General features: G+C 65.8%; 22 protein-coding genes. 8 read left to right on the top strand and 14 right to left on the bottom strand.

Going from position 1 to position 22,171, the window contains the following annotated elements:
• Positions 1-9: 9 nt before the first annotated feature.
• Positions 10-357, bottom strand: a complete 348-nt coding sequence (locus QA600_RS07360) for a HalOD1 output domain-containing protein (protein WP_278291299.1) — start codon at positions 355-357, stop codon at positions 10-12.
• Positions 358-437: 80 nt separating this feature from the next.
• A complete protein-coding gene (gene thsA, locus QA600_RS07355) occupies positions 438-1,982 on the bottom strand; it encodes a thermosome subunit alpha (RefSeq protein WP_278291466.1) in 1,545 nt (514 codons plus the stop codon).
• A 358-nt stretch (positions 1,983-2,340) separates the two neighbouring features.
• Here thsA and QA600_RS07350 point away from each other — a divergent pair, with 358 nt between their 5' ends.
• Positions 2,341-3,303, top strand: coding sequence for a DUF368 domain-containing protein (locus QA600_RS07350; protein WP_278291298.1), 963 nt, complete (start codon positions 2,341-2,343; stop codon positions 3,301-3,303).
• Positions 3,304-3,384: 81 nt separating this feature from the next.
• Positions 3,385-4,173, top strand: coding sequence for an enoyl-CoA hydratase/isomerase family protein (locus QA600_RS07345; protein WP_278291296.1), 789 nt, complete (start codon positions 3,385-3,387; stop codon positions 4,171-4,173).
• Here the strand turns inward: QA600_RS07345 and QA600_RS07340 are convergent, their stop codons facing one another.
• The gene (locus tag QA600_RS07340; RefSeq protein ID WP_278291295.1) at positions 4,174-5,076 is read right to left on the bottom strand and encodes a glycosyltransferase; all 903 of its coding nucleotides are present in this window, start codon (positions 5,074-5,076) and stop codon (positions 4,174-4,176) included.
• A 54-nt stretch (positions 5,077-5,130) separates the two neighbouring features.
• Positions 5,131-5,838, bottom strand: a complete 708-nt coding sequence (locus tag QA600_RS07335) for a class I SAM-dependent methyltransferase (protein WP_278291294.1) — start codon at positions 5,836-5,838, stop codon at positions 5,131-5,133.
• Positions 5,839-6,105: 267 nt separating this feature from the next.
• Here QA600_RS07335 and QA600_RS07330 point away from each other — a divergent pair, with 267 nt between their 5' ends.
• Positions 6,106-6,387 carry a helix-turn-helix domain-containing protein gene (locus QA600_RS07330; protein ID WP_005553878.1) on the top strand — a complete coding sequence of 94 codons (282 nt, stop codon included), beginning with the start codon at positions 6,106-6,108 and terminating at the stop codon, positions 6,385-6,387.
• A 66-nt stretch (positions 6,388-6,453) separates the two neighbouring features.
• Positions 6,454-7,239 (top strand): MBL fold metallo-hydrolase, encoded by a 786-nt coding sequence (locus QA600_RS07325; RefSeq protein WP_278291293.1) that lies wholly within the window; start codon positions 6,454-6,456, stop codon positions 7,237-7,239.
• Here QA600_RS07325 and QA600_RS07320 read toward each other — a convergent pair.
• Positions 7,223-7,486, bottom strand: coding sequence for a hypothetical protein (locus QA600_RS07320; protein WP_005553881.1), 264 nt, complete (start codon positions 7,484-7,486; stop codon positions 7,223-7,225). The two genes, QA600_RS07325 and QA600_RS07320, sit on opposite strands and share 17 nt — an antisense overlap.
• A 119-nt stretch (positions 7,487-7,605) precedes the next feature.
• Between QA600_RS07320 and QA600_RS07315 the strand changes: the two genes are divergently transcribed.
• Positions 7,606-8,349 (top strand): YkgJ family cysteine cluster protein, encoded by a 744-nt coding sequence (locus QA600_RS07315; RefSeq protein WP_278291465.1) that lies wholly within the window; start codon positions 7,606-7,608, stop codon positions 8,347-8,349.
• A 70-nt stretch (positions 8,350-8,419) separates the two neighbouring features.
• Complete coding sequence (locus QA600_RS07310; protein ID WP_278291292.1) at positions 8,420-9,184, top strand: heptaprenylglyceryl phosphate synthase; 765 nt, start codon at positions 8,420-8,422, stop codon at positions 9,182-9,184.
• Positions 9,185-9,468: 284 nt separating this feature from the next.
• On the opposite strand, the gene QA600_RS07305 is transcribed toward QA600_RS07310, so the two are convergent.
• From QA600_RS07305 to QA600_RS07285, 5 genes are all read right to left on the bottom strand, one after another.
• Positions 9,469-12,051 (bottom strand): MMPL family transporter, encoded by a 2,583-nt coding sequence (locus tag QA600_RS07305; protein ID WP_278291291.1) that lies wholly within the window; start codon positions 12,049-12,051, stop codon positions 9,469-9,471.
• Between the two features lie 4 nt (positions 12,052-12,055).
• Positions 12,056-12,577 (bottom strand): ATP-binding cassette domain-containing protein, encoded by a 522-nt coding sequence (locus tag QA600_RS07300; protein ID WP_278291290.1) that lies wholly within the window; start codon positions 12,575-12,577, stop codon positions 12,056-12,058.
• A 177-nt stretch (positions 12,578-12,754) separates the two neighbouring features.
• The gene (locus QA600_RS07295; RefSeq protein WP_278291289.1) at positions 12,755-13,666 is read right to left on the bottom strand and encodes a helix-turn-helix domain-containing protein; all 912 of its coding nucleotides are present in this window, start codon (positions 13,664-13,666) and stop codon (positions 12,755-12,757) included.
• Between the two features lie 608 nt (positions 13,667-14,274).
• Positions 14,275-14,682 carry a TRAM domain-containing protein gene (locus QA600_RS07290; RefSeq protein ID WP_005553893.1) on the bottom strand — a complete coding sequence of 136 codons (408 nt, stop codon included), beginning with the start codon at positions 14,680-14,682 and terminating at the stop codon, positions 14,275-14,277.
• Positions 14,683-14,781: 99 nt separating this feature from the next.
• Positions 14,782-16,506: a radical SAM protein gene (locus QA600_RS07285; RefSeq protein WP_278291288.1), complete on the bottom strand. Its 1,725-nt coding sequence runs from the start codon at positions 16,504-16,506 to the stop codon at positions 14,782-14,784.
• Positions 16,507-16,797: 291 nt separating this feature from the next.
• Here QA600_RS07285 and QA600_RS07280 point away from each other — a divergent pair, with 291 nt between their 5' ends.
• Together QA600_RS07280 and QA600_RS07275 are read left to right on the top strand one after the other, a co-directional pair.
• On the top strand, positions 16,798-16,956 hold the full coding sequence (locus tag QA600_RS07280; RefSeq protein WP_278291287.1) for a hypothetical protein: 159 nt from the start codon (positions 16,798-16,800) through the stop codon (positions 16,954-16,956).
• A gap of 149 nt (positions 16,957-17,105) precedes the next feature.
• The gene (locus tag QA600_RS07275) at positions 17,106-17,576 is read left to right on the top strand and encodes an Hsp20/alpha crystallin family protein (protein ID WP_278291286.1); all 471 of its coding nucleotides are present in this window, start codon (positions 17,106-17,108) and stop codon (positions 17,574-17,576) included.
• Here the strand turns inward: QA600_RS07275 and QA600_RS07270 are convergent.
• From QA600_RS07270 to QA600_RS07255, 4 genes are all read right to left on the bottom strand, one after another.
• A complete protein-coding gene (locus QA600_RS07270; RefSeq protein ID WP_278291285.1) occupies positions 17,573-18,760 on the bottom strand; it encodes an FAD-binding oxidoreductase in 1,188 nt (395 codons plus the stop codon). The two genes, QA600_RS07275 and QA600_RS07270, sit on opposite strands and share 4 nt — an antisense overlap.
• Complete coding sequence (locus QA600_RS07265; protein WP_278291284.1) at positions 18,757-19,521, bottom strand: creatininase family protein; 765 nt, start codon at positions 19,519-19,521, stop codon at positions 18,757-18,759. The genes QA600_RS07270 and QA600_RS07265 overlap by 4 nt, the downstream gene beginning before the upstream one ends.
• Positions 19,522-20,660: 1,139 nt before the next feature.
• A complete protein-coding gene (locus tag QA600_RS07260; RefSeq protein ID WP_278291283.1) occupies positions 20,661-21,440 on the bottom strand; it encodes a luciferase in 780 nt (259 codons plus the stop codon).
• A 138-nt stretch (positions 21,441-21,578) separates the two neighbouring features.
• Positions 21,579-22,169: a CoA pyrophosphatase gene (locus QA600_RS07255; RefSeq protein ID WP_278291282.1), complete on the bottom strand. Its 591-nt coding sequence runs from the start codon at positions 22,167-22,169 to the stop codon at positions 21,579-21,581.
• Positions 22,170-22,171: the final 2 nt, after the last annotated feature.

Here is a 22,171-nt window from a genome sequence, read left to right as displayed (position 1 = left end):
GAGCAGGAATCAGCGGTCGGCCGGCGGATCGATGACGAGTTCGCCCGAGGCGTGGCAAACGATCGCGCAGCCGGCGAACCGAAACGAGGTCGTTCCGTCCTCGATGCGGTGTCGACCCCAGTGGGCGAACAACGTATCGAGAGCGTCGGGATCGACCCGCGTCGACAGCGCCTCGAGTTCCTCGGAATCGGTCTCGAGCACCGACGCGACGGCCATCACTAAGACCGTGGTCACGGCCTCGGGATCGCTGTCGGTCCACCACACGTGGTAGGTCTCGCGGTCCTCGTCGCGGTAGACGGTTCGACCTGCGACGTCATTGACGGGAGTCAGCCTGTCGGACGGCGGAGAGAGGGACATTCTACAGGACGATTTGTGTATTATTACTTAACTATATTGTCAAAAATACAATTAGTTCGATGAAGAAGACGACCGGACGACTACTCGGCGGCGATGACGTCGTCGATGCGGACGATCATCGTCGCGGCCTCGGTCGCGCTCTGAATGGCCTCGCGCTTGACGTCCGCGGGGTCGACGACGCCGTACTCGAATGGGTCGTCGATGGTGACGGTCTCGCCGTCGGTGATGAGGCCGGCGCGCTCGCCGCCCTCGTGGGCCGCCCGCAGATCGACGAGGGTGTCGATCGGATCCTGGCCGGTGTTGGTCGCCAGCGTCCGCGGAACGACGTCGAGCGCGTCCGCGAAGGAGGTGACCGCGAGCTGCTTGCGGCCCTCGATGCCGGCGGCCGCCGAGCGGATCTTGTCCGCGATCGCGATCTCGGTCGCGCCGGCGCCGGGGACGACCTCGCCCGACTCGAGCGCGGTCGAGACGACGTCGAGGGCGTCGCCGATGGCGCGCTCGAGCTCGTCGACGACGTGTTCGGTGCCGCCGCGGACGAAGACGGTGACGGCCTCGGCGGCCGCGCCGCCCTCGACGAACGCGAGGTCGTCGTCGCCGTAGTTCTGGCTGCGGACCCGGTCGGCCGCGCCGAAGTCACTCTCCTCGAGATCCTCGAGGGCGCCGACGCGGTTCGCGCCGGTCGCGGAGACGATCTGGCGGGCGTCGGAGCTGCCGACGTTGTCGAAGACGAGCACGTCCTCCTTGGCGAGGAACGAGCTGATGCGATCGTCGACGTCGTCGGTCGTGAAGACGACGTCGGCGCCGCTCTCGGCGAGGGTCTCGGCGTAGCCGCGAACCTCGCTCTCCTCGGCGTCGATCGCCTGGTTGAGCTGGTCGATCGAGTCGATAGCGTACTCGGCGTCGATGTCGCCGGTTCGGACGCCGAGTTCGACGTCGAGAACGGCGATCGAGGCGTCCTCGACCTCGTCGGGCATCGCGTCGTGGGCTGCCTCCTCGTCGATGACGATACCGGGAACGAGCTCGGTCGCGTTCGAGGACGCGCCAACCTGGGTGTGGACGGTGACGTTGTCCCGGTGGACGCCCTTGTCGTCCTCGACGTGGCGGATGGCCTCGACGACCGTCTCGGCCAGCGACTCGGCGGTCAGGCCGCCGGTGCCCTTGCCCGTCATGCTGGATTCGGCGACCTGTTTGAGCACGTCGTCGTCGACGGCGTCCTGGCTGACCTGCTCGGCGATCGCCTCGAGGGCGATCTCGGCGGCCTCGTGGTAGCCCTCGACGATCGTCGTCGCGTGGACGTCCTGCTCGATGAGGTCCTCGGCCTCGGCGAGCAGGTTACCGGCGATCACGGCCGCGGTCGTCGTCCCGTCGCCGACCTCTTCCTCCTGGGAGTCGGCGACCTCGACGAGCATCTGGGCCGCGGGGTGTTCGATGTCCATCTCGTTGAGGATGGTCGCGCCGTCGTTCGTGATGACGACCTCGCCGCCCGAGTCGACGAGCATCTTGTCCATCCCGCGGGGCCCGAGTGTCGTCCGTACCGACTCGGCGACGGCCTTGCCGGCCATGATGTTCGACGACTGGGCGTCCCGGCCCTGGGTTCGCTGACTGTCCTCGCTCAGAATGAACATAGGCTGTCCGCCCATGCGTCGCTGTTGTGCCATTGTTGATCCTCAGTAACCATGTCGTCAGCACTTCTATATAATTGTTTCGCTAGCCGTCGGCGCTCCGTCTGGCGATTTCCCTGTCACACCTCGACACACCCTCGAGACGACGGGCGTGCGACATCGCAGTCGCCGACGAGTTCAGATCCGACAGGAAACGCCGCTCGAGGATCGCTCGAGCCGCCGAACTCGGCCTGTGTCGGGTTCGCATCCGTCGGGTCGAGTGAGTCGATTTATGTCGGAGCCGAAACGTTCGCTACGTATGGTCGCGAAACGGGCGGTCGGCTCTCCGCCGTCGACGACGATCGGACGGTGACCCCCAGGTATGTTACACGCTCTCGAACAGCGGCTCGGACCGCGATTCTCGGTGCTGCGGGTCTACTGCTACGGTCTCTGTATGGGAACCGCCGACGCCCTCCCCGGCGTCTCCGGCGGCACCGTTGCGCTCTTGCTCGGGTTCTACGGCCGGCTGATCGCCGCCGTCACCTCGCTTACGCCCGGGCGAGCGATCGACGTGCTCCGAGGATACGACGCCGAGCGGCGGGGACGCGCCAAGGAAGCACTGCTCGAGATGGATCTGCAGTTCCTGCTCCCATTGGGCGTGGGGATGATAACGGCCGTCGCGCTCATCGCCGAGGCGGTCACAGCCCTCTCGGAATCGCATCCGCTTCCGCTCTTTGGCTTCTTTATCGGACTGATCGCCGCGTCGGCGGTCGTCCTCTTCCGGAGCCTGACGTTCGACTCGAGTCAACACGTCCTTGCGGCTGTCGCCGGCACCGGGTTCGCGCTGCTCGTTTCCGCCAACATCCTCCAGCTACCGGGTAGCGGCCTCGTCGTTATCTTCATTTCCGGGGCACTGGCGATCAGCGCGATGATTCTGCCGGGCATATCGGGATCGCTGATCCTGATCTTGCTCGGCCAGTACGTCGTTCTCACGGGCGAACTGAGTGCGTTCCGCCAGTCGCTGCAGGATTTCGTACTTGGAAACGGAACGCTCGCCGCCGTCGGAGAGCCGGGGTCGACCGTCGTCGTCTTCATCGTCGGCGGCTTCGTCGGACTCGTTACGATCGCACGGGTCGTCAGGTTCGCGCTGGATCGCCACCGCGGGCTCACGCTCGTGTTCCTCGTTGGTCTCATCGCCGGGTCCGTGCCCGCACCGCTTCACAACATCGCCGAAGTACACCCGATGACGACGGAGACGATCCTGTTGACGACAGCGTGGGCCGCTCTCGGTGCAGTCGCGCTGTTCGCGCTCGACTGGCTCGCCGGCGGCTTCGATCCCGAGTAACGAGCCCCCTTGCGTCACAGCGGGTTCGTCGGATAGTCGCCGACCCCGTCCGTTATACTCCTGGCGTCTGATCGGTTCGCCATGGAATCCGTTGGCACTGGACTCGCGCGTATCGATCGGAACGACCGACGGGCCGATGTCTACCTCGCCCGACCCGAGAAACGAAACGCGATGTCGGTCGATCTCATGCGGGATCTGACCGCGGCGTTCGAGCGCGTCGACGCCGACGAGGACGTCTGGGCGATCACCCTGCTCGGAGAGGGATCCGTCCTCAGCGCCGGGATGGACCTCGAGATGATGCGCGACCGGGTCGAGCCCGGCTCCGACATCGATCGGGACGTCTTTCCCTCGTTGCTCGAGACCATCGAGGGGACCCGCCAGCCGGTCGTTGCCGGGATCAAGCGGGCCGCGCCGGCCGGCGCGTTCGAACTGACCCTGCTCTGTGACTTCCGGGTTCTGGGCCGCGACGCCAAGTACGGGCTGCTCGAGGTCACACTGGGAACGTTCCCCCACGGCGGCGGCACGCAGCGGCTCCCCCGACTGGTCGGGCTCTCGAAGGCCAAGGAGATCGTCCTCACCGGCGAGTTCGTCGAGCCAGAGGAGGCAACGCGGATGGGACTCGTCCACGAACTCTGTGCGGACGACGCGGTCGACGAGCGGACGAAGGCGTTCGCGGACCGACTCTGCGAGAACGCACCGCTGGGCCTCGAGAACGGGAAACGCGCCCTCAACGCCGCGCTCGAGACACCTCTCGAGCGGGGGCTCGAGTTCGAGCGGGCACTGGGACACGAACTCGACGACACCGAGGACTATCGGGAAGGGTTCGATGCGCGGCCCGCCGATCGGGAACCCCAGTTCAGCCGGGAGTGATCATCGGCGGTCGTAGATCCGAACGGCTCGATCGTGGCGCACCGACAGTCCGTTCGGATTGCGGCGGGTCGATCGATCCGCGTAGCGAGCCTGCACGCCGTCTTTGAACCCCCCCGCGGCGTTCGTGACGACGTCGACCCCGTCGGAGAACCAGCCGGTCGGCGTCGCGTCCCCGGTGATAATTTCCCGAACCCCCGAGAGGCCGTCCCGGATCGCGCTGCCGACTGTCCGTCCGAGTACGGTCGGTCGCGGGCCGTAGTTCTTCCCGAGACCGTAGGCCAGTGCCCGGTACGTCGTTCCCCACTCCGGGTCGGGCCGGCCGCCGTCGGCGCCGACGTCGCTGCGGACGGCCATCGACGGCGACCAGGCGACCTCGAAGCCCAGGCCGCTCACGCGGTGGGCACAGTCGCGTGCGCCGTCGCTCTCGAGGTACTCGTCGAACCCGTCCAGGGCCTCGAGCGAGGTCCGGTCGAACGCGACGTTGCCGCCGTCGAAGACCGTCACGCTGTGGCCGACGATCCGTTGGGTACGCTCGCTCTCCGGGACCGTTCCGTCGGCCTCCCGAGTTGGCCCCGCGACGACGTCGGACCCGTCGGCGGTGGCATCCTCGAGGGCCTCGTACCAGCCGGGTTCGATCGCGTACTCGGCGTCGAGGAAGGCGACGATCTCCCCCGTCGCCACCTCGAAGCCGGCGTTCCGGGAGACGTTGGGGTTTCGTTCCGAGATCTCGACGAGGACATCGACGTCATCGCGTTCGCGAACGACACCCGTCGTTCCATCCGAGGAGGGGCCGTTGACGACGACGATCTCCGTTCCGTGTGGGGTTTCGGCCTCGAGCGCGTCGAGACAGGACAGCAGTCGCTCCCGGTCGTTGAGCGTCGAGACGACTACCGAGAGCTCCATACCGTATAGTAGAACTACCCGAGGATAAAAATAGGGCGGAATTCGATCCCGCGATCAGCGAACGCGTGTGTTCCAGTACGACACCGACGCGAAGTGATCGGTCAGCGAACGGCCACCGACCGTCTCGTCGAGCGTGCGGATCGCGGTTGCCAGCCGGTTCGGGATCGACCGATAGAGCCCGTACGGCGCCAGGAAGTCGTCCTCGACGTCGACCAGTGTCAGATTCGATTTCGCGAGCAGTACGCTGACCTCGCTCTTCGAGTAGAGCCGCGACCCCATCGGAAGCGCCCAGTTGTAGACGCTGCGCGCGCTGAAGCGGTTGAACGTGTCGAAGACGATCTGGTCGCGCGAGACCCGACGCATCTCCCGCAGGAACGCCTCGGGATCGTCCGCCAGGTGGAAAAACCGCATCGCGATGACGGTGTCGAAGTGATCGTCGGGAAACGGCAGTCGTCCGGCGTCGCCCCGCAGGAACTCGAGGGTTCCCTCCAGGTTCGCCGTCTGCGCTTTCTTGCGTCCCTGTTGCAACATCGCTGCCGAAATGTCCAGTCCCACGACGTCTGCGCCACGCTCGGCGAGCATGACGGTAAACCGCCCGGTACCACAGGCGATCTCGAGGACGTTGCGGTCCTCGACGGGCATGATAGCCTCGAGTACGGCTTCCTTCTCCCGGCGGTCGATCAGCTGGCCGCCCTGGGAGAAGCGCTTGTCGTCGTACTCGGCGGCGACGTCGTCGGCCTGGTACCACTCCTGTCCTTTCACACTGGGTTCAACTACAGCAGCGACAGGATAAAACGATACTGGAGTCCGTCGGCGACTGTCCCGAAAGTGACACGCCGATCCACGGTACGAACGCCGTCGATAGCCGGCGACTACCGCCTCGAGGTAGCTACGAGAGCGCTCGGTCATGCCGGAACCGGACGGTTCAGATAGATGTGATAATATGACGTCTATACACCTATTACAAACTGGATTGTTCGTATCCACATATAGGGAAGCTTTACCACCTCTGCTTCCGCTGTGGTAGGTATGAGCATGAGTACCGCAGAGGACCACGCTGCTGCCGCCGAGGACTCACTTTCCGAAGACGAGTACCGCGACCGCCTTCGCGACCTGCCGCCGAGTGCGAAACTCGTCGCCAAGGTTCTCGAGGCCGACTCGCCGCTGTCGCAGGGACAGCTCGCCGAGGAGTCGCTGCTGCCCGACCGGACCGTTCGCTACGCGCTCAACCGTCTCGAGGACGTCGAGCTGATCGGCTCCCGGTACAGCTTCCGTGACGCGCGCAAGCAAGTGTACTTCCTCAAACACTGATTACCGTCGGGACCGAACGCTGACGGTCTCCGATACGCCTTTTTTTGCCGACCGTGATGACCGCCCATGAACGTCGCGTCCGTCGCCGTCCCCGTCCGTACCCGCGCACCTGGAGGGACGACCAACGCCTACCTGCTCGGCGAGGAGCCGTCGGTGCTCGTCGATCCCGCGGCCCGCACCGACGAACTCGATCGACTCGTCGCCGAGCGGTCGGTCGAACACGTTGTCGTCACCCACACCCATCCCGACCACGTCGGCGCAGTCGACGCCTACGCGGCCGAAACCGGCGCGACCGTCTGGGGCCGGTATGGACGGAGCGAGCGGTTCCGCGAGGCGACGGGACGGGACCCCGACCGGGAGCTGCTTCCAGGGGCGACGATCGACCTCGGTGACGAGCGCGTGCGCGTTCTGGAGACACCGGGACACGCGCCCGACCACCTCGCGTTCGGGACCGGCTCGGACGGATCGATCGTCTGCGGGGACTGTGCCGTCGCCGAGGGTAGCGTCGTCGTCGGCGCCCCCGAGGGCGATATGCGCGCGTACCTGACGACGCTGCGCCGGCTCCGGGCGATCGATCCCCCGGCGCTACACCCCGGCCACGGCCCCACGGTCGAGACGCCGCGGGCGGTCCTCGAGCGACTCATCACCCACCGACTCCAGCGCGAGCGACGGGTGCTCGAGGCCGTCGACGACGGCGCCGGCTCGCTCGCGGCAGTCCTCGAGGGCGCCTACGAGAAGGACCTCGAGGGGGTTCGCGACCTCGCGCGGGCGACCGTCCGGGCCCACCTCGAGAAGCTCGCCGTCGAGGGCCGACTCGAGTGGGACGGCGAGCGCGCTACGAGTTCGAGGTGAACTGGAACTCGAAGGTGAGCTGATCCTCCATCCGTACCCGGACGCCGCCGAACTCCTCGGAGATCTGCTTGCGGGCCTCGGAGCTGGGTTCGACGGTGAGCGTGACGCTGTTGCTGTTCGCGTTGTACTCGATCCGGCTGACGGTGACGTCGAACGCGAAGAGGTCGGGAACCTCTCTCCGGAGGTGCTCGCGGACGTGATCGATCTCCGTCTGGACGTCGCCCATCTCCTCGTTGAGTGATGACATATGCTAGCGTAGGTCTCAAGCGATGGTAACGGTTCGTCCTCGCACAGAAGACAGTCCGCCCCATCGTAGGAGGCAGCGCCAAGCGACCGGCTTTTGCCCCTCGAGACGTAGTGACGAACGTGCGATCGCTGGAAGCCGAACTCGAGTCCGCCCGCGAGCTGGCCGTCGACGACCTGGCCGACGCCATCGAGTCGATCGGCTTCGAGTGTACCCGCTGTGGCGCCTGCTGTACGGGCCACGGCGAGGACGAACACACGGCAACGGTGTTCCCCGACGAGGTCCGCCGGCTCGAGGACGTGCCTACCGACGACAACCTCGAGGGCGAGACGGTTCCCGACGCCGAGGACCGCGAGTGGCGCGACGTCGCTCGGCCGATGCCGTACGGCCTCGAGGAGGGCGACGACGGGCTCGAGGGCGAGACCTTCGAGTGGGCGCTCGAAACCGACGGCTGTGGGGACTGCGCGTTCTACGTGGAGGACGAGGCCGGCGTTGGCGCCTGTACCGTCCACGAGGACCGACCGCTGATCTGTCGCACCTACCCCTTCAGCGTCGGGCTCGCGGGAACGAGTCAGCCGATGGGCGAGGCCGTCGATAGCGTTTCGCTCCCGGCGCAGGCAGGTGCAGACAGCGAGGACAAGGCGGGCGTCCTCCGCGCACACGAGTGCGAGGGGCTGGGCCGAGAGATCTCCCGCGAGGACGCGGAGGAACTCGCCCGCGCGCTGAAAGAGCGCGCGGTTCGAGAGCTCGAGGAGGCGATCGGCGTCCGCGACGAGTACGAACCCGCGGATCAGGAGCCGGGCGAGGTCGTCGTCCACGACTCCGAGGGCGCAAAGCGGGTCGACGGAACCCCGCTCGACGAGTAGCCGACTCGGTCCCGCGACGCCAATCGGTCCGAACCGACAGGGATTTTACGCGACCGCTGAATCCGTCCGCATGAACGTCGACTGGGATGGGATCACCCACGTCACGAAAGTCGATCCGGCGAAGTCCCTGCCGTCGGATCTCGGCGTCCTCGAGGGGACCGATCTGGTGCTCGTCGGCGGCTCCGACGGCGTCACCGAGTCGAACAGCCTCGAGGCGATCGAACGAGTCACGGACGTCCTCTCGGAGATTCCGATCTTTCAGGAGCCGTACAGCTCGAGCCACGTCTCGCGGGAGACCATCGAGGCGGCCGACGCCGTCTCGATCCCCGCCGTCTACAACGGCGACCGGGACCACTTCGTCGGCAAGCACGTCGAGCTGTTCACCGAGGTCGGACAGAAACCAGACGAACTGCTTGGCTCGAGCGTTCCCCTCGTCGGCGACCTGATCGCCTCGAAGGGCGTCGAGGTGGTCGCGGAGCTCGCGGACAAGCTCGTCGGCGAGGGGTACGTCGTCCAACACCTCGAGTCGACGGCTGCAGCCGTCTCGGGCGTCGACACCGCCTACAGTCCCGACGAGGTCGCCGGTGCGGCCCTCGCGACGGAGGTGTTCTACGACTTCCCGATCTTCTACGTCGAGTACTCGGGCACCTACGGCGGTCCCGACGACGTCGAGGCCGCCGCTCGGTATCTCGAGGAGACGGCGCTGTTCTACGGCGGCGGGATCGACAGCTCCGAAAAGGCGAGCGAGATCCTCGAGGCCGGTGCGGACGCCATCGTCGTCGGTGACTGCTTCCACGACGAGCCGGAGACGTTCCGGGAGACGATCCCGGAGTAGAGCGGCTCGAGAGCCGGCGGGCTACTGTAACAGTTTTTGTGCGGTCTTCGGTAGGTGCGCTCTATACAGCGAACTTTTTTACCGAGGGCATCGGCTGACGCCGATGGCGTCAGCCTCAACCCCCGGCAAAAAACTTCGATAAAAAAGGCCGCCGTCGCGGGGTTTCACCCCGCTCCGGCGGTGAACCGTTCGCTTCGCTCACGGATGCTCGGCATTTCCCGCAGTGTTCCACACGCAAAAAGATGTAACGCGGTGAGCCGTGATCTATTCCAGAGTTGTCCATCTCAGTCCTGGGTAGACACTACGACGTCAGGGTCAGCATCTTCGGTCGCCGGTTCGGTGCTCACGGAGCGTGCCCACAGGTACAGCAGGCTCGGCAGGAAGACCACACTCGCGACGAACGCGGCGACCATCGCCAGGACTACCAGCGTTGCGAAGTTCCCGAACGACGGATCGGGGTGAATCAACATGCCAGCGAAGGCAGCGACTGACGTCGACATGCTCCCGAGGAGGGCGCCGCCGGTACCGGTGACAGCGGTCTCGAGGGCGTCGAGATCGGTCCGGCCGCGAGCGCGCTCGTGTGCGAACCGATCGCTGAGGTGGATCGAGTAGTCGACGCCAATCCCGATCACCAGGCTCACCAGCAGCGCTGTCAGGAAGTTCAGCGGGACGTCCAGCAAGTACATCCCGCCGACGACGTACCCGAGCACGAGCGCGACGGGGACAGCCGTCAGCAGGCCGAGGGTGGCGCTCCCGTGTATCCGCCGGTAGACGGCGGTGAGCGTCAGGAATACCGCGGCCACGGCGACGATCATCACCCGGACGATGCCGTCGGTAATCCGCTCGATCGCCGCCTGCTCGGCGGTGGCGTCGCTGACGACGGTCGCCTCCAGGTCGCCGCCATCGGCCTCGACCGCGTCGCCGACCGCGAACAGGTTCCCCGACCGATCGCCATCGATCGCCGGCCCGTCGGCGGCCTGGGGCGGCCCGATCGCTCGCAGCGACTGGTACTCCCCGTCCTCACGCTCGATCACCGCGCTCGCCGCCTCGGCGTCGACCTCGTAGAGGTGCTCGTACACCGCCTCGAGGTCGCTGTCGGGGATCCCGTCGCCGGTCGTGTCAGCAGCCTCGACCGTGCTCGCGAACTCGTCGTCCTCGGCGGCGACCTCGCTAACTACGGCCGTCGGCGTCTCGATAGTGTCCACGCGTCCCTCGGCGAACGTGCCACGTTCGACCCCCTCGTCGATGCCTGCCTCGAGCGCGTACAGCGCGTCGTCGTCGGTCACCGATCCCTCGACGAGGAGCTGGACGCGGTCGTCCTCGTCGGCCGCGGCGCTACGGAACTGTTCGCCGACGTACTCCTGGTTCGCCATCGCCTCGTTTTCCTCCCAGCCGATGGGCCCGGGCAGCTCCTGTTTCCACTCGGCGACATCGGGGTTCTCGGCGCCCATCGTCTCCTCGTCGAGGGCCGTCCACGCGACCGCACCGCCGGCCGCGACGAGGAGCGCAACGACGATTACGACGGGGGCCGCCCGGCGGGCCAGCGCCACCGTACTCGAGAGGAGCGGGCCGACGTAGGCACCGGCACCCAGCGGCCGCTTGCGACGATCCAGGCCGAGCCGCTCGAGGGCGTCGTCGATCGTGACCTTCAGCGCGGGCACCAGGGTGACGAAGACCACGAACGCCGACACCACGCCGAGCGTGATCGCGATCCCGAGGTCCTGCAGGGTACCAACGGGGTTGACGACGTTCGCGAGGAAACCGATGCCGGCGGTGATCGTCACGAGCCCGAACGCGACCGCGACCGCACGAAGCCCGCGAGCCATCGAGGCTCGGACTGGATCGTCGGGGCCTCGTTGCTCACGGGTCGCTTCGCTCCCCGTTCGCGTATCCGAGGCGCTACGCGCCTCGCGCTCCTCGCGGTAGCGCGTAAAGACGTGGAATCCGTAGTCGATCGACAGCCCCGCGATCAGGACCGGACCGATCACGACCGCGGGCCCGACCTCGACGCCGAGCCAGCCCAGGATGCCGAACATCCAGAGGATCGAGACGAGCACGCCCGCGAGCCCGACGATCACGTCGACGACGTCGCGATAGGCGAAGGCGGCGACGGCGAGTATCAGTCCGAGCACGACCGGCAGCACCAGGAAGACCGTGTTCTCCACGCTCGTCTCGGACATCTCGTCCATCGCCGGCTCGCCGAGTGTGAAGAACTCGGGGGTTTCGCGGTCGGCGGCCCCGTCGGCCAGCGCGTACTGGGCGTCGGTGGGCGCCTCGCCGTCCTCGGTGGGCTCGAACGTGAAGACGACCTGTGTGCTCTCGGCCTCGGCGGTACCGGGCGCGTAGCTGTTGGGCACCAGCAACTGGGCACGCGGATCTTCGGCGAGCGTCGCCTCGACGAGTGCGGCGACCTCGTCCTCGTCGGCCGCCTCCAGGGCGGCAATCTGTTCGTCGAGGCTGGCGTCGGGATCGCCGGCGGCCTGCGTTCCGACCAGCGAGGCGATGCTCAGGACCTCGTCGTCAGTCCGCGCGTCGGCGACGGCGTCGTCCTCGGCGACCGACTGCTGGTACTCCAGCGTGGCGATCAACACGTCCGTCGAGAGGGCGTTGCCGCCGTCGTCCCGCACGTAGACTGGGAAGTGCGCTGCCGGATCGTCGCCGCTGTCGGTTTCGTAGTTCGCCTGGACGTATCCTTCCGCCTCGTCGACGTCGGTCTCGACGGCACCGGCGAAGCCGCCGTCCCCGCCCATCTCGGCGTTCATGATGCCGATGACCAGGCCCGCCGTGAGCACGAGCGCGAGGATGACGACGAGGTAGTTGTGTGTCGTTACGACGTCGGCCGTTCGATGGGGTAGCGTTCGTAGCATGGTGTTAGCGTTCGCCGTCGGTGGTTCGGCTATCGGTCGATCGCTGTCGATTCGAGTCGTCGGGTGCCGCGACGGCGAGGTCGTGGATCGCGGCGCCAGCGTGGGCGACCTCCAGGACGACCGTCGCCTTGGCGTCGGCGTCGGAGACGCACGCGACCAGTTGGCCGGACTGCTCGATCATCGACTCGACACCGGGGATCGCCTCGTCGTCGATCGTTCGGCCCGTCGCTGTCCGGAGGTGTTCCCACCCGGATCGCGTGCCGTCGAGGTCGACAGTCTCCCGGAGGTACCCCACGCGTTCGTGAAGCCGATCCCGGTCGTGCCAGTGACTTAGCCCCAGAACCGTCGCGCTCCCTCTGGAGGGCCGGACGCTCCCAGCCAGCAGATCGAGCAGCGTCGATTTGCCGGCACCAGTGGGCCCGACGAGGCCGAACACCTCCCCGCGCTCGACTGCTAGGTCCAGTGCGTCGACGACCGGCCGGCCGCCGTAGCGTTTCGTCAGCTCGTTCGTCTCGAGTGCGCTCATCGCGTATTCGGACGTCACCCGGACTCATGCTTAACTATTATCGAAAAAATGACATATGTCGCATCTGGTTCAAAAAATGGGTTGAGTAAATCCGGCGGTTCGTTGTAGGTTCGACGCGGCGGATCGGCTCACAGGGCGAAATTCCTCAACTGCTATTGAGTAACGAATCCGAGAGGATCATCGATCGCCGACCGAATCGCGTCGCACGCGCTCGGCCCGCTCGACGGACAGGTCGTCGCCGACGAGCAACCGGAGGGCGTCCTCGTCGACGCGGTAGGTCACCTCGTACGTGTCCGAGGCGAGGCGGTCGGTGGACCACCGCTCGTCCATGACGCGTGGCACCATCTCGAACGTGCTCAGGGACATGGTGTCGATACCGTGTTCCCAGTGGAAGGCGATCGAGGCGGGATGGGTGGCGAGCCACACCGATAGCGGACCGTTGAACCTGGTCCAGCAGCTCCGGCAGCGTGCGATCGCGACGAACCGGAGCGACCCGGGCGCCACGTCCTCGACGTTCCTGACATCGAGGTCGTTGCTCCCCCCACAGATCGCACAGACCCCCTCGCGGAACTGCTGGAAGTAACTCGCAGTCCGCGTCTTCACGCTCTCGATCACGGCGTCGTCGTCCCGAGCAGTTACCTGCGCGGGGGTCACGGGAATGTTCCCGAAGCACTCACCACACTCCTCACAGCGGTGCATCAACATCCTGTCCTCGACGTCGGTCACGAGCTCTTCGGCGTCACAGTGCAGACAACTCCCCTCGATTTCGAAGGGCTCGAGTTCGACGTCGCCGGCGTACGCGCCCGCGAGGTACTGTCTGACGATCGCCTCGCCGGCGTAGGTGAACTTCCAGCCTTCGTCGGTGTGCCGAAGGTAGGCCCCGTCGAGCTTCTCGAGGTGATAGGACAGTCGTGACGTCGAGTCGATCTCGACCCGCTCGTACAGCTCTGAAAAGGACAGCTCCGGCATCGATCCCCCTGGAGTGAGTCCCTGCTCGTCCAGCGCCTCCGCGAACGCCCGCAAAATCGCGATCCGCGTGGGATCGGACAGCGTTCCGAAGGCCTCGGCCGCTGCCTCCTCGTCCGGCATGTTTCTCCTTTCGAGAACCTGCGCTATTATGGTTCGGGAGGAACTGCCCCGATTCGCGACCGAATGATTGCTCAGAATCTGACTGTCGGATAGAGGCGGGCAAACGGAGTCTTGCGGGCCCTGTTCCTATAGTAGCCACTGAAAGTCAGTGCGCACCCGATCGCACGACGGCTGTGCGATCGATGTGCAAACAGTTTCAGTTGTTACTATAGAACGACAGCGGCTTCGAGAACCGCCAAGCTCGTATACGGCGCACGAAGTACGCCATTTCCCCGAGCGCGCCTTACTCGCGGCTTCGCCGCTCGTCTTTGTCACGGTTCTCGCCTGCATTGCTCGCTCCAAACCGGCCCACAGCGCGCTCGGCCTTTCTCGCGAGTTCCGATGGGACGAGCGAGAGCTTGAGAGAGCACGTTCTTCCGGCGGTTGTTGATCGAAGTCCGCAAGCGTGAGCGCTTGCGACTCCATCAGAAATTTTCGATTGCCGAGGACGGTTTTTGTGGGGGAAGCGGATTGCGGGCCGTCAGCCCGCAACCGGATGACGTGACGACGGAACCGCCACGCGACCGGCCGTAGGCCGGTCACGATACCCCATGAAAGGAGTGCGTTCCTTAGAACGTGTCCTCGATGATCTCGCCGACCGCGAAGTTCGACTTGACCTCGGTGATCTCGACCTTGACGCGCTCGCCGACGTCGGCGCCCGGAACGATGATCACGTAGCCTCGCTCGACGCGAGCGATCCCGTCGCCCTGCTTGCCGATGTCCTCGATCTCGACGTATCGAGTCTCGTTGACGTCGACCGGCGGCTGCGGTTCCGACGGCGCAGTCTTGGGCTGGGGCGTCGATGCGGACGACTCCTCGGTTGCTTCATCACGAGAGATGAGCGCGACACGATAGACGTCACCGGCGTCGATATCGCCGGTTTCGACCTCCTGTCGTGGCACCTCGATGACGTACCGATCCTCTTCCTCCGAGACTTCCGTACTGAACAAACACAGCAGTTTTTCAGATATTTCCACAGGTAGACCCTCGACTTTGACTCTGCGTGCCAACCGTAATAGAACTACCGAACGACTACCGTGGTGTCCCGTGGCACTCGCGGGACGTCACCGCGGTCGTCAGTCGGCGCGCTCGAGCGGGCGAATCGTCGCGAACCCCTCGAGATCGACCTCGCTGCCGAACTCGGCGTCGGCGACGGAGTCGTAGGGCCGGTTGACGACGATGTTTCCTGCAGTCGAACTCCCGATACCGGGGATGGTCGTGAGTTCGTCCATCGAGGCGTCGTTGAGATCCAGCGGATACGGCACGCCGGTCACCGATCGGTAGCCGTGGTCGACGACGGCGACGTCGATCGTCTCCCCGAGGGGGCGCTCCCCCGGGATGCCGACCAGCAGCGGGTAGGTTCCCAACTGACGGCCGAACGTCTTCCCGTCCTGGTGGTACTCGAGATGGACGTTCGGCAACACCGTTCCGAGCGGGGCGACGCGGGCGAGCATCGGGTTGTCGATTTCCTCCCGTACTTGCGTCTTGTAGCGCTTGAAGAGCTTCTTGTGCTCGTTTGCGATCTCGGCGCCCGTCTCCGACATGTCGGTCCCGTCGAACGACATCACCTGCCGGATGTTCACCCGTCGGAGCATGTACCCCTCGTCGTACACCCGGTGGAGAAACTCGAGGTTGCGCTCGTAGGTCTCCTCGCGCTCGCCCTTCAGCCCGTGGAGGAGGTTGATCCCGGGCAGGAGCTTGGGGAGACGGGTCGGTACACCCTCCTCCGGGCCGTTCGGATCGTCCGGCCCTCCCGGTCGCCACCCCGCCTCCTCGTTGACGATCTTGACCGCCTCGAAGCACTCCTCTGCGGTGACGTTGAGGTTGTTCTCCTCCTGGACCAGCGGATCGGCCGACTCGAGGCCGAAGGCCGCGGTGTCGCCTGGGGTGTTGTGCTCGGCGATGATCCGGATCCCCTCCCGACTCTTCTCGGGCCACTCGACGATCGTGATGGGGTTCATGTTGTCGAGGTGGAGCGTCTCGAGGTCGGGCGCGACCTCGCGGATCCCGCCGTACAGCGAGCGCAGGGCGTCGGGATTGGGCGCCTCGCCGTCGCCGCCGTAGGCGAGGATGTCTGCCTGGCGGCCGATTCGGAAGTGCCGAACGCCGAGATCGGAGAGGGCGTCGACCTCGCCGACGACCGACGGCGGCGGCCGGAACGTCGGGTTCCCGTAGAGAGGCTCGGTACAGAACGAACATCGGTAGGCGCAGCCTCGAGAGGTCTCGAGTTCGGCGATGAGGTGGTCGGGATGATTCGGATGCTGCTCGACGATGAAGGCTCCTTCCTGGGCCCACCGCGAGACCTCGTCGACGTCGCGCATCCGGTTGCTAAAGCCCTCGAGCCCGCTCTCGACGAGATCGTAGACGGCGGCCTCGACGTCGCCTTTCGCGACGAAATCGAAGTCGAGATCCTGGCGCTCGGTCTCCGTGGCACCGGCGTTCTCGTCGCCGACGCCGAACTTGACGGGGCCGCCCATCAGGCTCGTGCCGCTTGCGGTCCAGGCGAGCTTGCGAACCTCGTCGGGTTCGGCGGGTGTGCCACCGACGTACTTCCCTGGGACGGTCATCCCGCCCAGATAGCACAGCAGGTCGGCCTCGTCGACGTCACGCCACCGATCGGGCTCGTCGCGCAGGCCGTCGATCGTGTGGTAGGTGATCCCCTCGCGGGGAACGCCCGCGTCGACGAGGGCTCCCGCGGTGTAGCGGGGGTACGTCGAGATGTACGGCGGCACCCCGAAGTGAGCGGGTTCGTCGACGTAGCCGTCGACGATCGTCACCGACAGCGTCTCGGGGTCAGTCATACCGGCGGATAGCGCCTCGAGCGGTAAAACGGTGACTACCCGAAAGCCCCGACGTGCCGAGCCATGCTCGGTGCGTCGCCCCTTTCAGTCCCGCCCGACGATTGGCCAACGGGAGGGTGAAACCGTGGACTGGTCGGTCGGCCGAAATCGGTGGCCCGCTCGAGGAGTGACGCCATCGTGATCGCTCGGGCGGTGCGTGCCTTGACATTCTCCCCAGCCTAAATGGCGGGGCTTTCTCCTTGACTTTCCGTAACCCCGACGTTGATGATCGTCGTGACGCTACTGGCGTGTATGCCACCGACGGAGGAGATCGTCTGTACCGCCGAGGACTGCTTTCTCGACCTCTTCGAGAACCACTACACCTACGACGTCCCCGACGACTTCGACGTCTCGTCGCTGTCATGTCCGGTCTGTGGCGGCACCAACTGTCTGAAATCGGTCGAGCTGTAGTCCCTTCCAGAAACGTCACACAGGCCCGTAGTTTCCGCGCCACAATCACTAAGAACGAGCCGAGCGTACCGTTCGAATCTGACCATGATCAGGATCCCTCGGCCGTCGTGCTCGGGTCGGCTGCGTTCGCCCCGCGGGGTTGATCGCCGATGAGCCTCGCGAATCTCGCGGACGCCGTCAGCGCCGCCCTCTACCGCCAGATCGGCCGCGCCAACGGTCGCGTACAGCGCCACCGTCCGCTGGCGGTCGACCTTCTCGAGAACGAGACCGGCTACCTGGTCGTCTTCGACGCCCCCGGCGCCGGCCCCGACGACATCCAGGTGCGGTATCTCGAGGGGACGGTCACGGTCAAGATCGATCGATTCCGGCAGTTCCACGACGGCTACGAGATGCGCTTCCCCGGCCGCGGGATGGAACTCGAGGGCGAGGCCGAGCTTCCCGGCGACGCGCTCGTCGAGCCCGATGCGGGGACGGCCACGCTCTCGGAGTCGGGCGCTTTGCGGATCGAAATTCCGAAGCGCTCGGCGGTCGACGGCAAGCCGTCCCTCGAGAGTCGGTCGGCGCCCGGCGACGCAAGCGGGACCGGTCCCGAAACAGACGAGATCGCGATCGACGACTAGTTTTCCCGAATCGTCATCCCCTCGACGACGTCGAACGCCTCGTCGCCGTCGAAACGGGTCGGATCGAAGGGAGCTATCTCCTCCCCGCCGAGCACCTGGTCGGCGATCCGCTCGCCGATCGCTGGCGCGCGCATGAACCCGTGACCCTGGAACCCAGTAGCGACGTACAGCCCGTCCTCGAGTTCGCCTACCAGCGGATCTCGATCCGGCGTCGACGTACACAGTCCTGCCCAGGCTCGCACGAGGTCGTCGGATTCGAGGTGGATCCCCGAGACGCGGTGGTCGACCTGCTCGAGCAAGTCAGTTGCAAAGCCCGGCGAGGCGTCCCGGTCGTAGTCGTCGGGGTCGGCCTCGACGTACTCGGTGCCGTCGCCCGCCAGCACGCCGTCGGCGTGAGGCCGCAGGTAGAACTTCCCGGTCGCGTCGTAACACATCGGCTCGGCGAGCTCGCAGTCGGCGACCAGCGCCTGCACGCGGTAGGGCTTCATCGCGATCGCGATCCCCGTATCGGCGAGCACCTCCTTCGTGTGGGCGCCCGCGGCGACGAGCACGGCATCGACCTCGTGGGCGCCCCCGTCCGCATCGCGCACGACGCGGGCGGGATCGGTCCGAACCCGAACCGGCGTCTCCGGACGCAGCGTCGCGCCGGCCCCGTCGGCGGCCGCTGCGAGACAGGCCGTGTACCTCGAGGGATCGGTATAGCCCGCGGCGCCGGCGATCCCCGCGACCGCGACGTCGTCGGTTCGCAGCGCGCGAAACCGTTCGGCGAGTTCGTCCCCATCGACCTCGAGGGCGATCGTCCCGTTTTCCTGCATGCGCGTGATCTGGTCGCGAAGCGCCTCGGCGTTGCGCTCGTCGCCCTCCCGGGCGAGCCAGACGTAGGGGCACTCGGCGAACGGGAACGTGTCCTCGCCCGACAGCTCCCTGAAGCGCTCGATCGCGTCGCCGCCGATCTCGGCGTCCAGCGTGTCGGCGAAGGCGTCGTAACAGACCCCTGCCGCCCGCCCGCTCGAGCCGCTCGCGATCGTCCCGCGGTCGTACAGCGTCACGTCGGCGCCCTCCCGAGCCAGGTCGTAGGCCGCGGTCGCGCCGATCGCCCCGGCGCCGACGACAGCCACCTCGAGGTCCTGGCCGCGCTCGGTGAACGCATCCGCGCCGACGGCGAGTTCGGGCTCTCCGCTCATCGGCCATCACGAGGCCAGCAGGCCTCGAGCGGCCGCTCGACGAGCCAATCGAGCAGGGCGTGGAGCCGATCCCGTCCGGTCTCGAACAGCCGTGCTCCCTTCTCGGGGTCGGCCTGGGTCGGTCGCCCGACCGCGCCGCTCTCGGAGAAGTCGATCGTGTCGAACCCGAGGACGGCGCCGTGGACCGACTCGCCCCAGCCCTCGCTCGCGCCGGCCTCGGCGGCCTCGAGCTCGTCGGGCCGGACGAGGTCCTCGTGGAGGTGCCAGAGCAGGCTCGACTCCGCCGCGTCGGCGTGGCCGCCGTCCTCGTCGAACAGTTCGTCGGCGAGTCCGTCGACGGCGTCCCACCAGTTCCACGGCGGGGCGAACGCCGTCCGCTCCTCGCGCAGCCGGCGGGCGGCCCGCCGGAGCGCCCCCGAGTTGCCGCCGTGACCGTTGACCACGACGGCCTTCCGGACGCCGTGATCGGCGAGACTCGAGATCGTTTCCCGAACATAGTCCTCGAAGGTCGCCGGGCCGACGTACAGCGTCCCGTCGAACTGGCGGTGGTGTTCGCTGACGCCCACCGGGAGCGTTGGAAGGACGACCGCGTCCTCGCGGTCGGACACTGTGTGAGCGAAGCCCTCGGCGGCCATATGATCCATCCCCAGCGGGAGCGCGGGGCCGTGCTGTTCGGTGCTTCCGACAGGGAGGACGGCGACGGAAGCCGCCTCGAGGTCCTCGGCGGCCGCCGTCGTCGTCCGTTCGGCGAGCAACGTCATACCCGTCGGTGGGAACCGGAGTGACTTATTTACACGGGGCGGGATCGAAAAAGAGGACTCGAGGAGCCCCTCGAGGGTGGTTGAACGCGTCTACGTGGGAGTAGGTGAGTAGTATTCACGCCGGTACCGAATCGAGACACACCACCGTTTCAGCAATTATGGACGACGAACTCTTCGCCATCCACCACCGTTTCATGAACTATATGAAACCAACGGTAGGTATTCCGCAGGAAGACGTTCTCACTGCTGGTCTCTGGATTCGGAGTAATATCATAAAGCCAGTCGTAGACCTCAAAGCAACGTTGAGGATGTCATGGAACTTTTGTCATACCTCTCTTCGACTTCCTGACAAACGGTACGTACAGGTCAAGCAGGTAGCGGAGAGACAATCAATCCCTCCGATAGCTGTCAAAAACCGCCTGCTGAATATAGAGCATGGATGCAGCACAGAAGTTGCCTGTCAGAATCAAGGAAAAGTTGTTTTGCTTCACGGAGAATGCATCTGGTGCGTTCGTGAGTACGTCAATTCCCCAGACGGCCACCAATTTCTATGCCAAGTGTTGACGGAATGGCAATGTTGAAGAACCCAAGTAGCATTCCCAATATTCCCAGAAGAACAATCGCTACGCCAGTCGGTTCTGCTCCATCACTATACAGTCGGGAACCAAAATACCCCGCTACAGGCCCGAACACAATCGGTAAATAGTAGACAGCAATCACCGCACTAATCAGACCAGAAGCGATATAGGCTCGCTCTCTGGGAGAAGACGTGCTGTGATGAGACTCAGACACATGTATAACTATACTATCACAAAAGCATATATCTTCTGTTTAATTGGCTCCGTACTGGACAATCTCTAAACTCGCAAATCGCGTCGAATCTCGTGGGACATTCGCGCTCTGTATGCAGCACGGCTCTCTCAACATCACTATTACCTGATGGAAGTAAGCGCGTTAGGTTCGCACCCTCTACGTAGCGGTTGGTTCACTGAAGTAGGGATGAGAGCAACTCCATGAGAATTGATCTATGACACACTCACGTTTGTAAAGAAATCTAAACTATATCCCTGTTTTGTCAACGGACACCCACCACCGATTCAGCGATTCCTTAGAAGCCGAAATCCGGAGACGGAACGGCGCTACTCGAGCAGGGGATCCAACCCGCGAGCGGGGTAGCCGACGACGGTCGTTGCGCCGGCCTCCCGGAGGGTCTCGGTCTGCTCGCTGACCTCCCGTTCGGTGCCGACGAGCGCGTAGTCCCCCGCGGCCTTTAGCAGGACTTCACGCGCGCGTCCGGTGGCAGTTGAGTCCGTCGCACAATCCTCGGGCAGCGCGCGGGCGACGGGACGGCGGCGCGCGACGTAGTCGCCGACGGCGTCGAGGACGGCGTCGTCCTCGTCGGCGAAGACGGCGGGCGCGTAGACGGCGAGGTCGCCCTCGAAGCCGGCCGCCCGGAGGGCCCGAAGCTCGCGGGGAGTCGAGCGCGAGAGCAGGTCGTACTGGGTCGCGCCCGTCGCCATCGCGATCCGTTCGACGCTCTCGGAGCCGACCCAGGCGTCGGGGTCGGTCTCGAGGGCCGCACCCAGTCGGGGCGCGACGGCCCGCTCGCGCTCCTCGTCGGTGAGGTAGGCGGGGTGGCCGGCGACCAGCACGCGCCCGACTCCGGACGGGAGTTCGGCCAGTAGGGAGTCGTCGCCCAGCGGGTCGAAGCCGTCGGCCCGAACCGGGGTCGTCACGAACACGTCGGCGTCTACCGACAGCGACTCGAGGACGTGGGGTGCCGGGATATGATCCCGGCCCTCGTAGTCGACGGCGATCGTCTCTGCGGGGATCGACGCGGCCAGGGAGACGTCACACTCCGCGGGTTTCAGCGCGATCCCGTCCAGTCCGGCTCGGGCGACGGTGCTCGTGGTTAACATTGGGACTCACCTCGCGCGACGAAAAGGCGGCTACGATCGGTGCGGAACGCGATCACTCGTCTGCGCGATCATGGACGTTCTGGGTGGGCCGCGAGCAAAAAGCTGACGTTCCGCGCAGGACTCGTACGGGAGCGCGTCTCACAGCGTCGAGCGATCGATCCGTTCGGGCGCCTCGAATCCGGTGGTCAGCTCGAGCAGCTGGACCAGAATCCGACCCGTCGCCCCCCAGACGGTGTAGCCGTCGACGTGGAAGTAGTGAATGACGATATCGCCGTAGTAGGGGTGGTCGCGGCGCTCGCACTCGTAGTTCTCGGGGTCGAGAAACCCCGAGAGCGGGAGGACGACGATCTCGGCGACCTCGATCCCATCGCGCTCGTACTCCCGGTCGGGTACCCGGGCGACGAAGGGGGTAACGGCGTACTCCGAGATCGTCCGGATGTCGTCGAGCTGGCCGACGACCTCGGCTTCGTCGGGCTCGAGCCCGATCTCCTCGTTGGCCTCCCGCAACGCGGTCGCGAGGATCGACTCGTCCTCCGGTTCGGCGCCGCCGCCGGGAAAGCTCATCTGGCCGGGATGGTTGCCCAGATCGTCGGATCGGCGGGTAAACAGCAGGTAGTCCTCCTCGTCGCGCTCGATGACAGGGGCGACGACGGCCGCGTCGTGTTCCTGGTCGTCGATGCCGATCGGGGGGTGGTCCGCGATCGGCTCGAGAGTCAGTCTCGGTCCCATCT

It is taken from the genome of Natronococcus sp. A-GB1 (assembly GCF_029688845.1).
In the GTDB taxonomy this organism is placed as follows: Archaea; Halobacteriota; Halobacteria; order Halobacteriales; family Natrialbaceae; genus Natronococcus.
This window is presented reverse-complemented; position numbering and strand designations above follow the sequence as displayed.

Coding starts and splice junctions, on each gene's coding strand:
- QA600_RS07275 (WP_278291286.1), top strand. CDS start 17,106: ATGAGCCTCGCGAATCTCGCGGACGCCGTCAGCGCCGCCCTCTACCGC.
- QA600_RS07285 (WP_278291288.1), bottom strand. CDS start 16,506: ATGACTGACCCCGAGACGCTGTCGGTGACGATCGTCGACGGCTACGTC.
- QA600_RS07330 (WP_005553878.1), top strand. CDS start 6,106: ATGAGCATGAGTACCGCAGAGGACCACGCTGCTGCCGCCGAGGACTCA.
- QA600_RS07340 (WP_278291295.1), bottom strand. CDS start 5,076: ATGGAGCTCTCGGTAGTCGTCTCGACGCTCAACGACCGGGAGCGACTG.
- QA600_RS07280 (WP_278291287.1), top strand. CDS start 16,798: ATGCCACCGACGGAGGAGATCGTCTGTACCGCCGAGGACTGCTTTCTC.
- QA600_RS07345 (WP_278291296.1), top strand. CDS start 3,385: ATGGAATCCGTTGGCACTGGACTCGCGCGTATCGATCGGAACGACCGA.
- QA600_RS07295 (WP_278291289.1), bottom strand. CDS start 13,666: ATGCCGGACGAGGAGGCAGCGGCCGAGGCCTTCGGAACGCTGTCCGAT.
- QA600_RS07265 (WP_278291284.1), bottom strand. CDS start 19,521: ATGACGTTGCTCGCCGAACGGACGACGACGGCGGCCGCCGAGGACCTC.
- QA600_RS07305 (WP_278291291.1), bottom strand. CDS start 12,051: ATGCTACGAACGCTACCCCATCGAACGGCCGACGTCGTAACGACACAC.
- QA600_RS07325 (WP_278291293.1), top strand. CDS start 6,454: ATGAACGTCGCGTCCGTCGCCGTCCCCGTCCGTACCCGCGCACCTGGA.
- QA600_RS07360 (WP_278291299.1), bottom strand. CDS start 357: ATGTCCCTCTCTCCGCCGTCCGACAGGCTGACTCCCGTCAATGACGTC.
- QA600_RS07270 (WP_278291285.1), bottom strand. CDS start 18,760: ATGAGCGGAGAGCCCGAACTCGCCGTCGGCGCGGATGCGTTCACCGAG.
- thsA (WP_278291466.1), bottom strand. CDS start 1,982: ATGTTCATTCTGAGCGAGGACAGTCAGCGAACCCAGGGCCGGGACGCC.
- QA600_RS07320 (WP_005553881.1), bottom strand. CDS start 7,486: ATGTCATCACTCAACGAGGAGATGGGCGACGTCCAGACGGAGATCGAT.
- QA600_RS07350 (WP_278291298.1), top strand. CDS start 2,341: ATGTTACACGCTCTCGAACAGCGGCTCGGACCGCGATTCTCGGTGCTG.
- QA600_RS07310 (WP_278291292.1), top strand. CDS start 8,420: ATGAACGTCGACTGGGATGGGATCACCCACGTCACGAAAGTCGATCCG.
- QA600_RS07255 (WP_278291282.1), bottom strand. CDS start 22,169: ATGGGACCGAGACTGACTCTCGAGCCGATCGCGGACCACCCCCCGATC.
- QA600_RS07260 (WP_278291283.1), bottom strand. CDS start 21,440: ATGTTAACCACGAGCACCGTCGCCCGAGCCGGACTGGACGGGATCGCG.
- QA600_RS07300 (WP_278291290.1), bottom strand. CDS start 12,577: ATGAGCGCACTCGAGACGAACGAGCTGACGAAACGCTACGGCGGCCGG.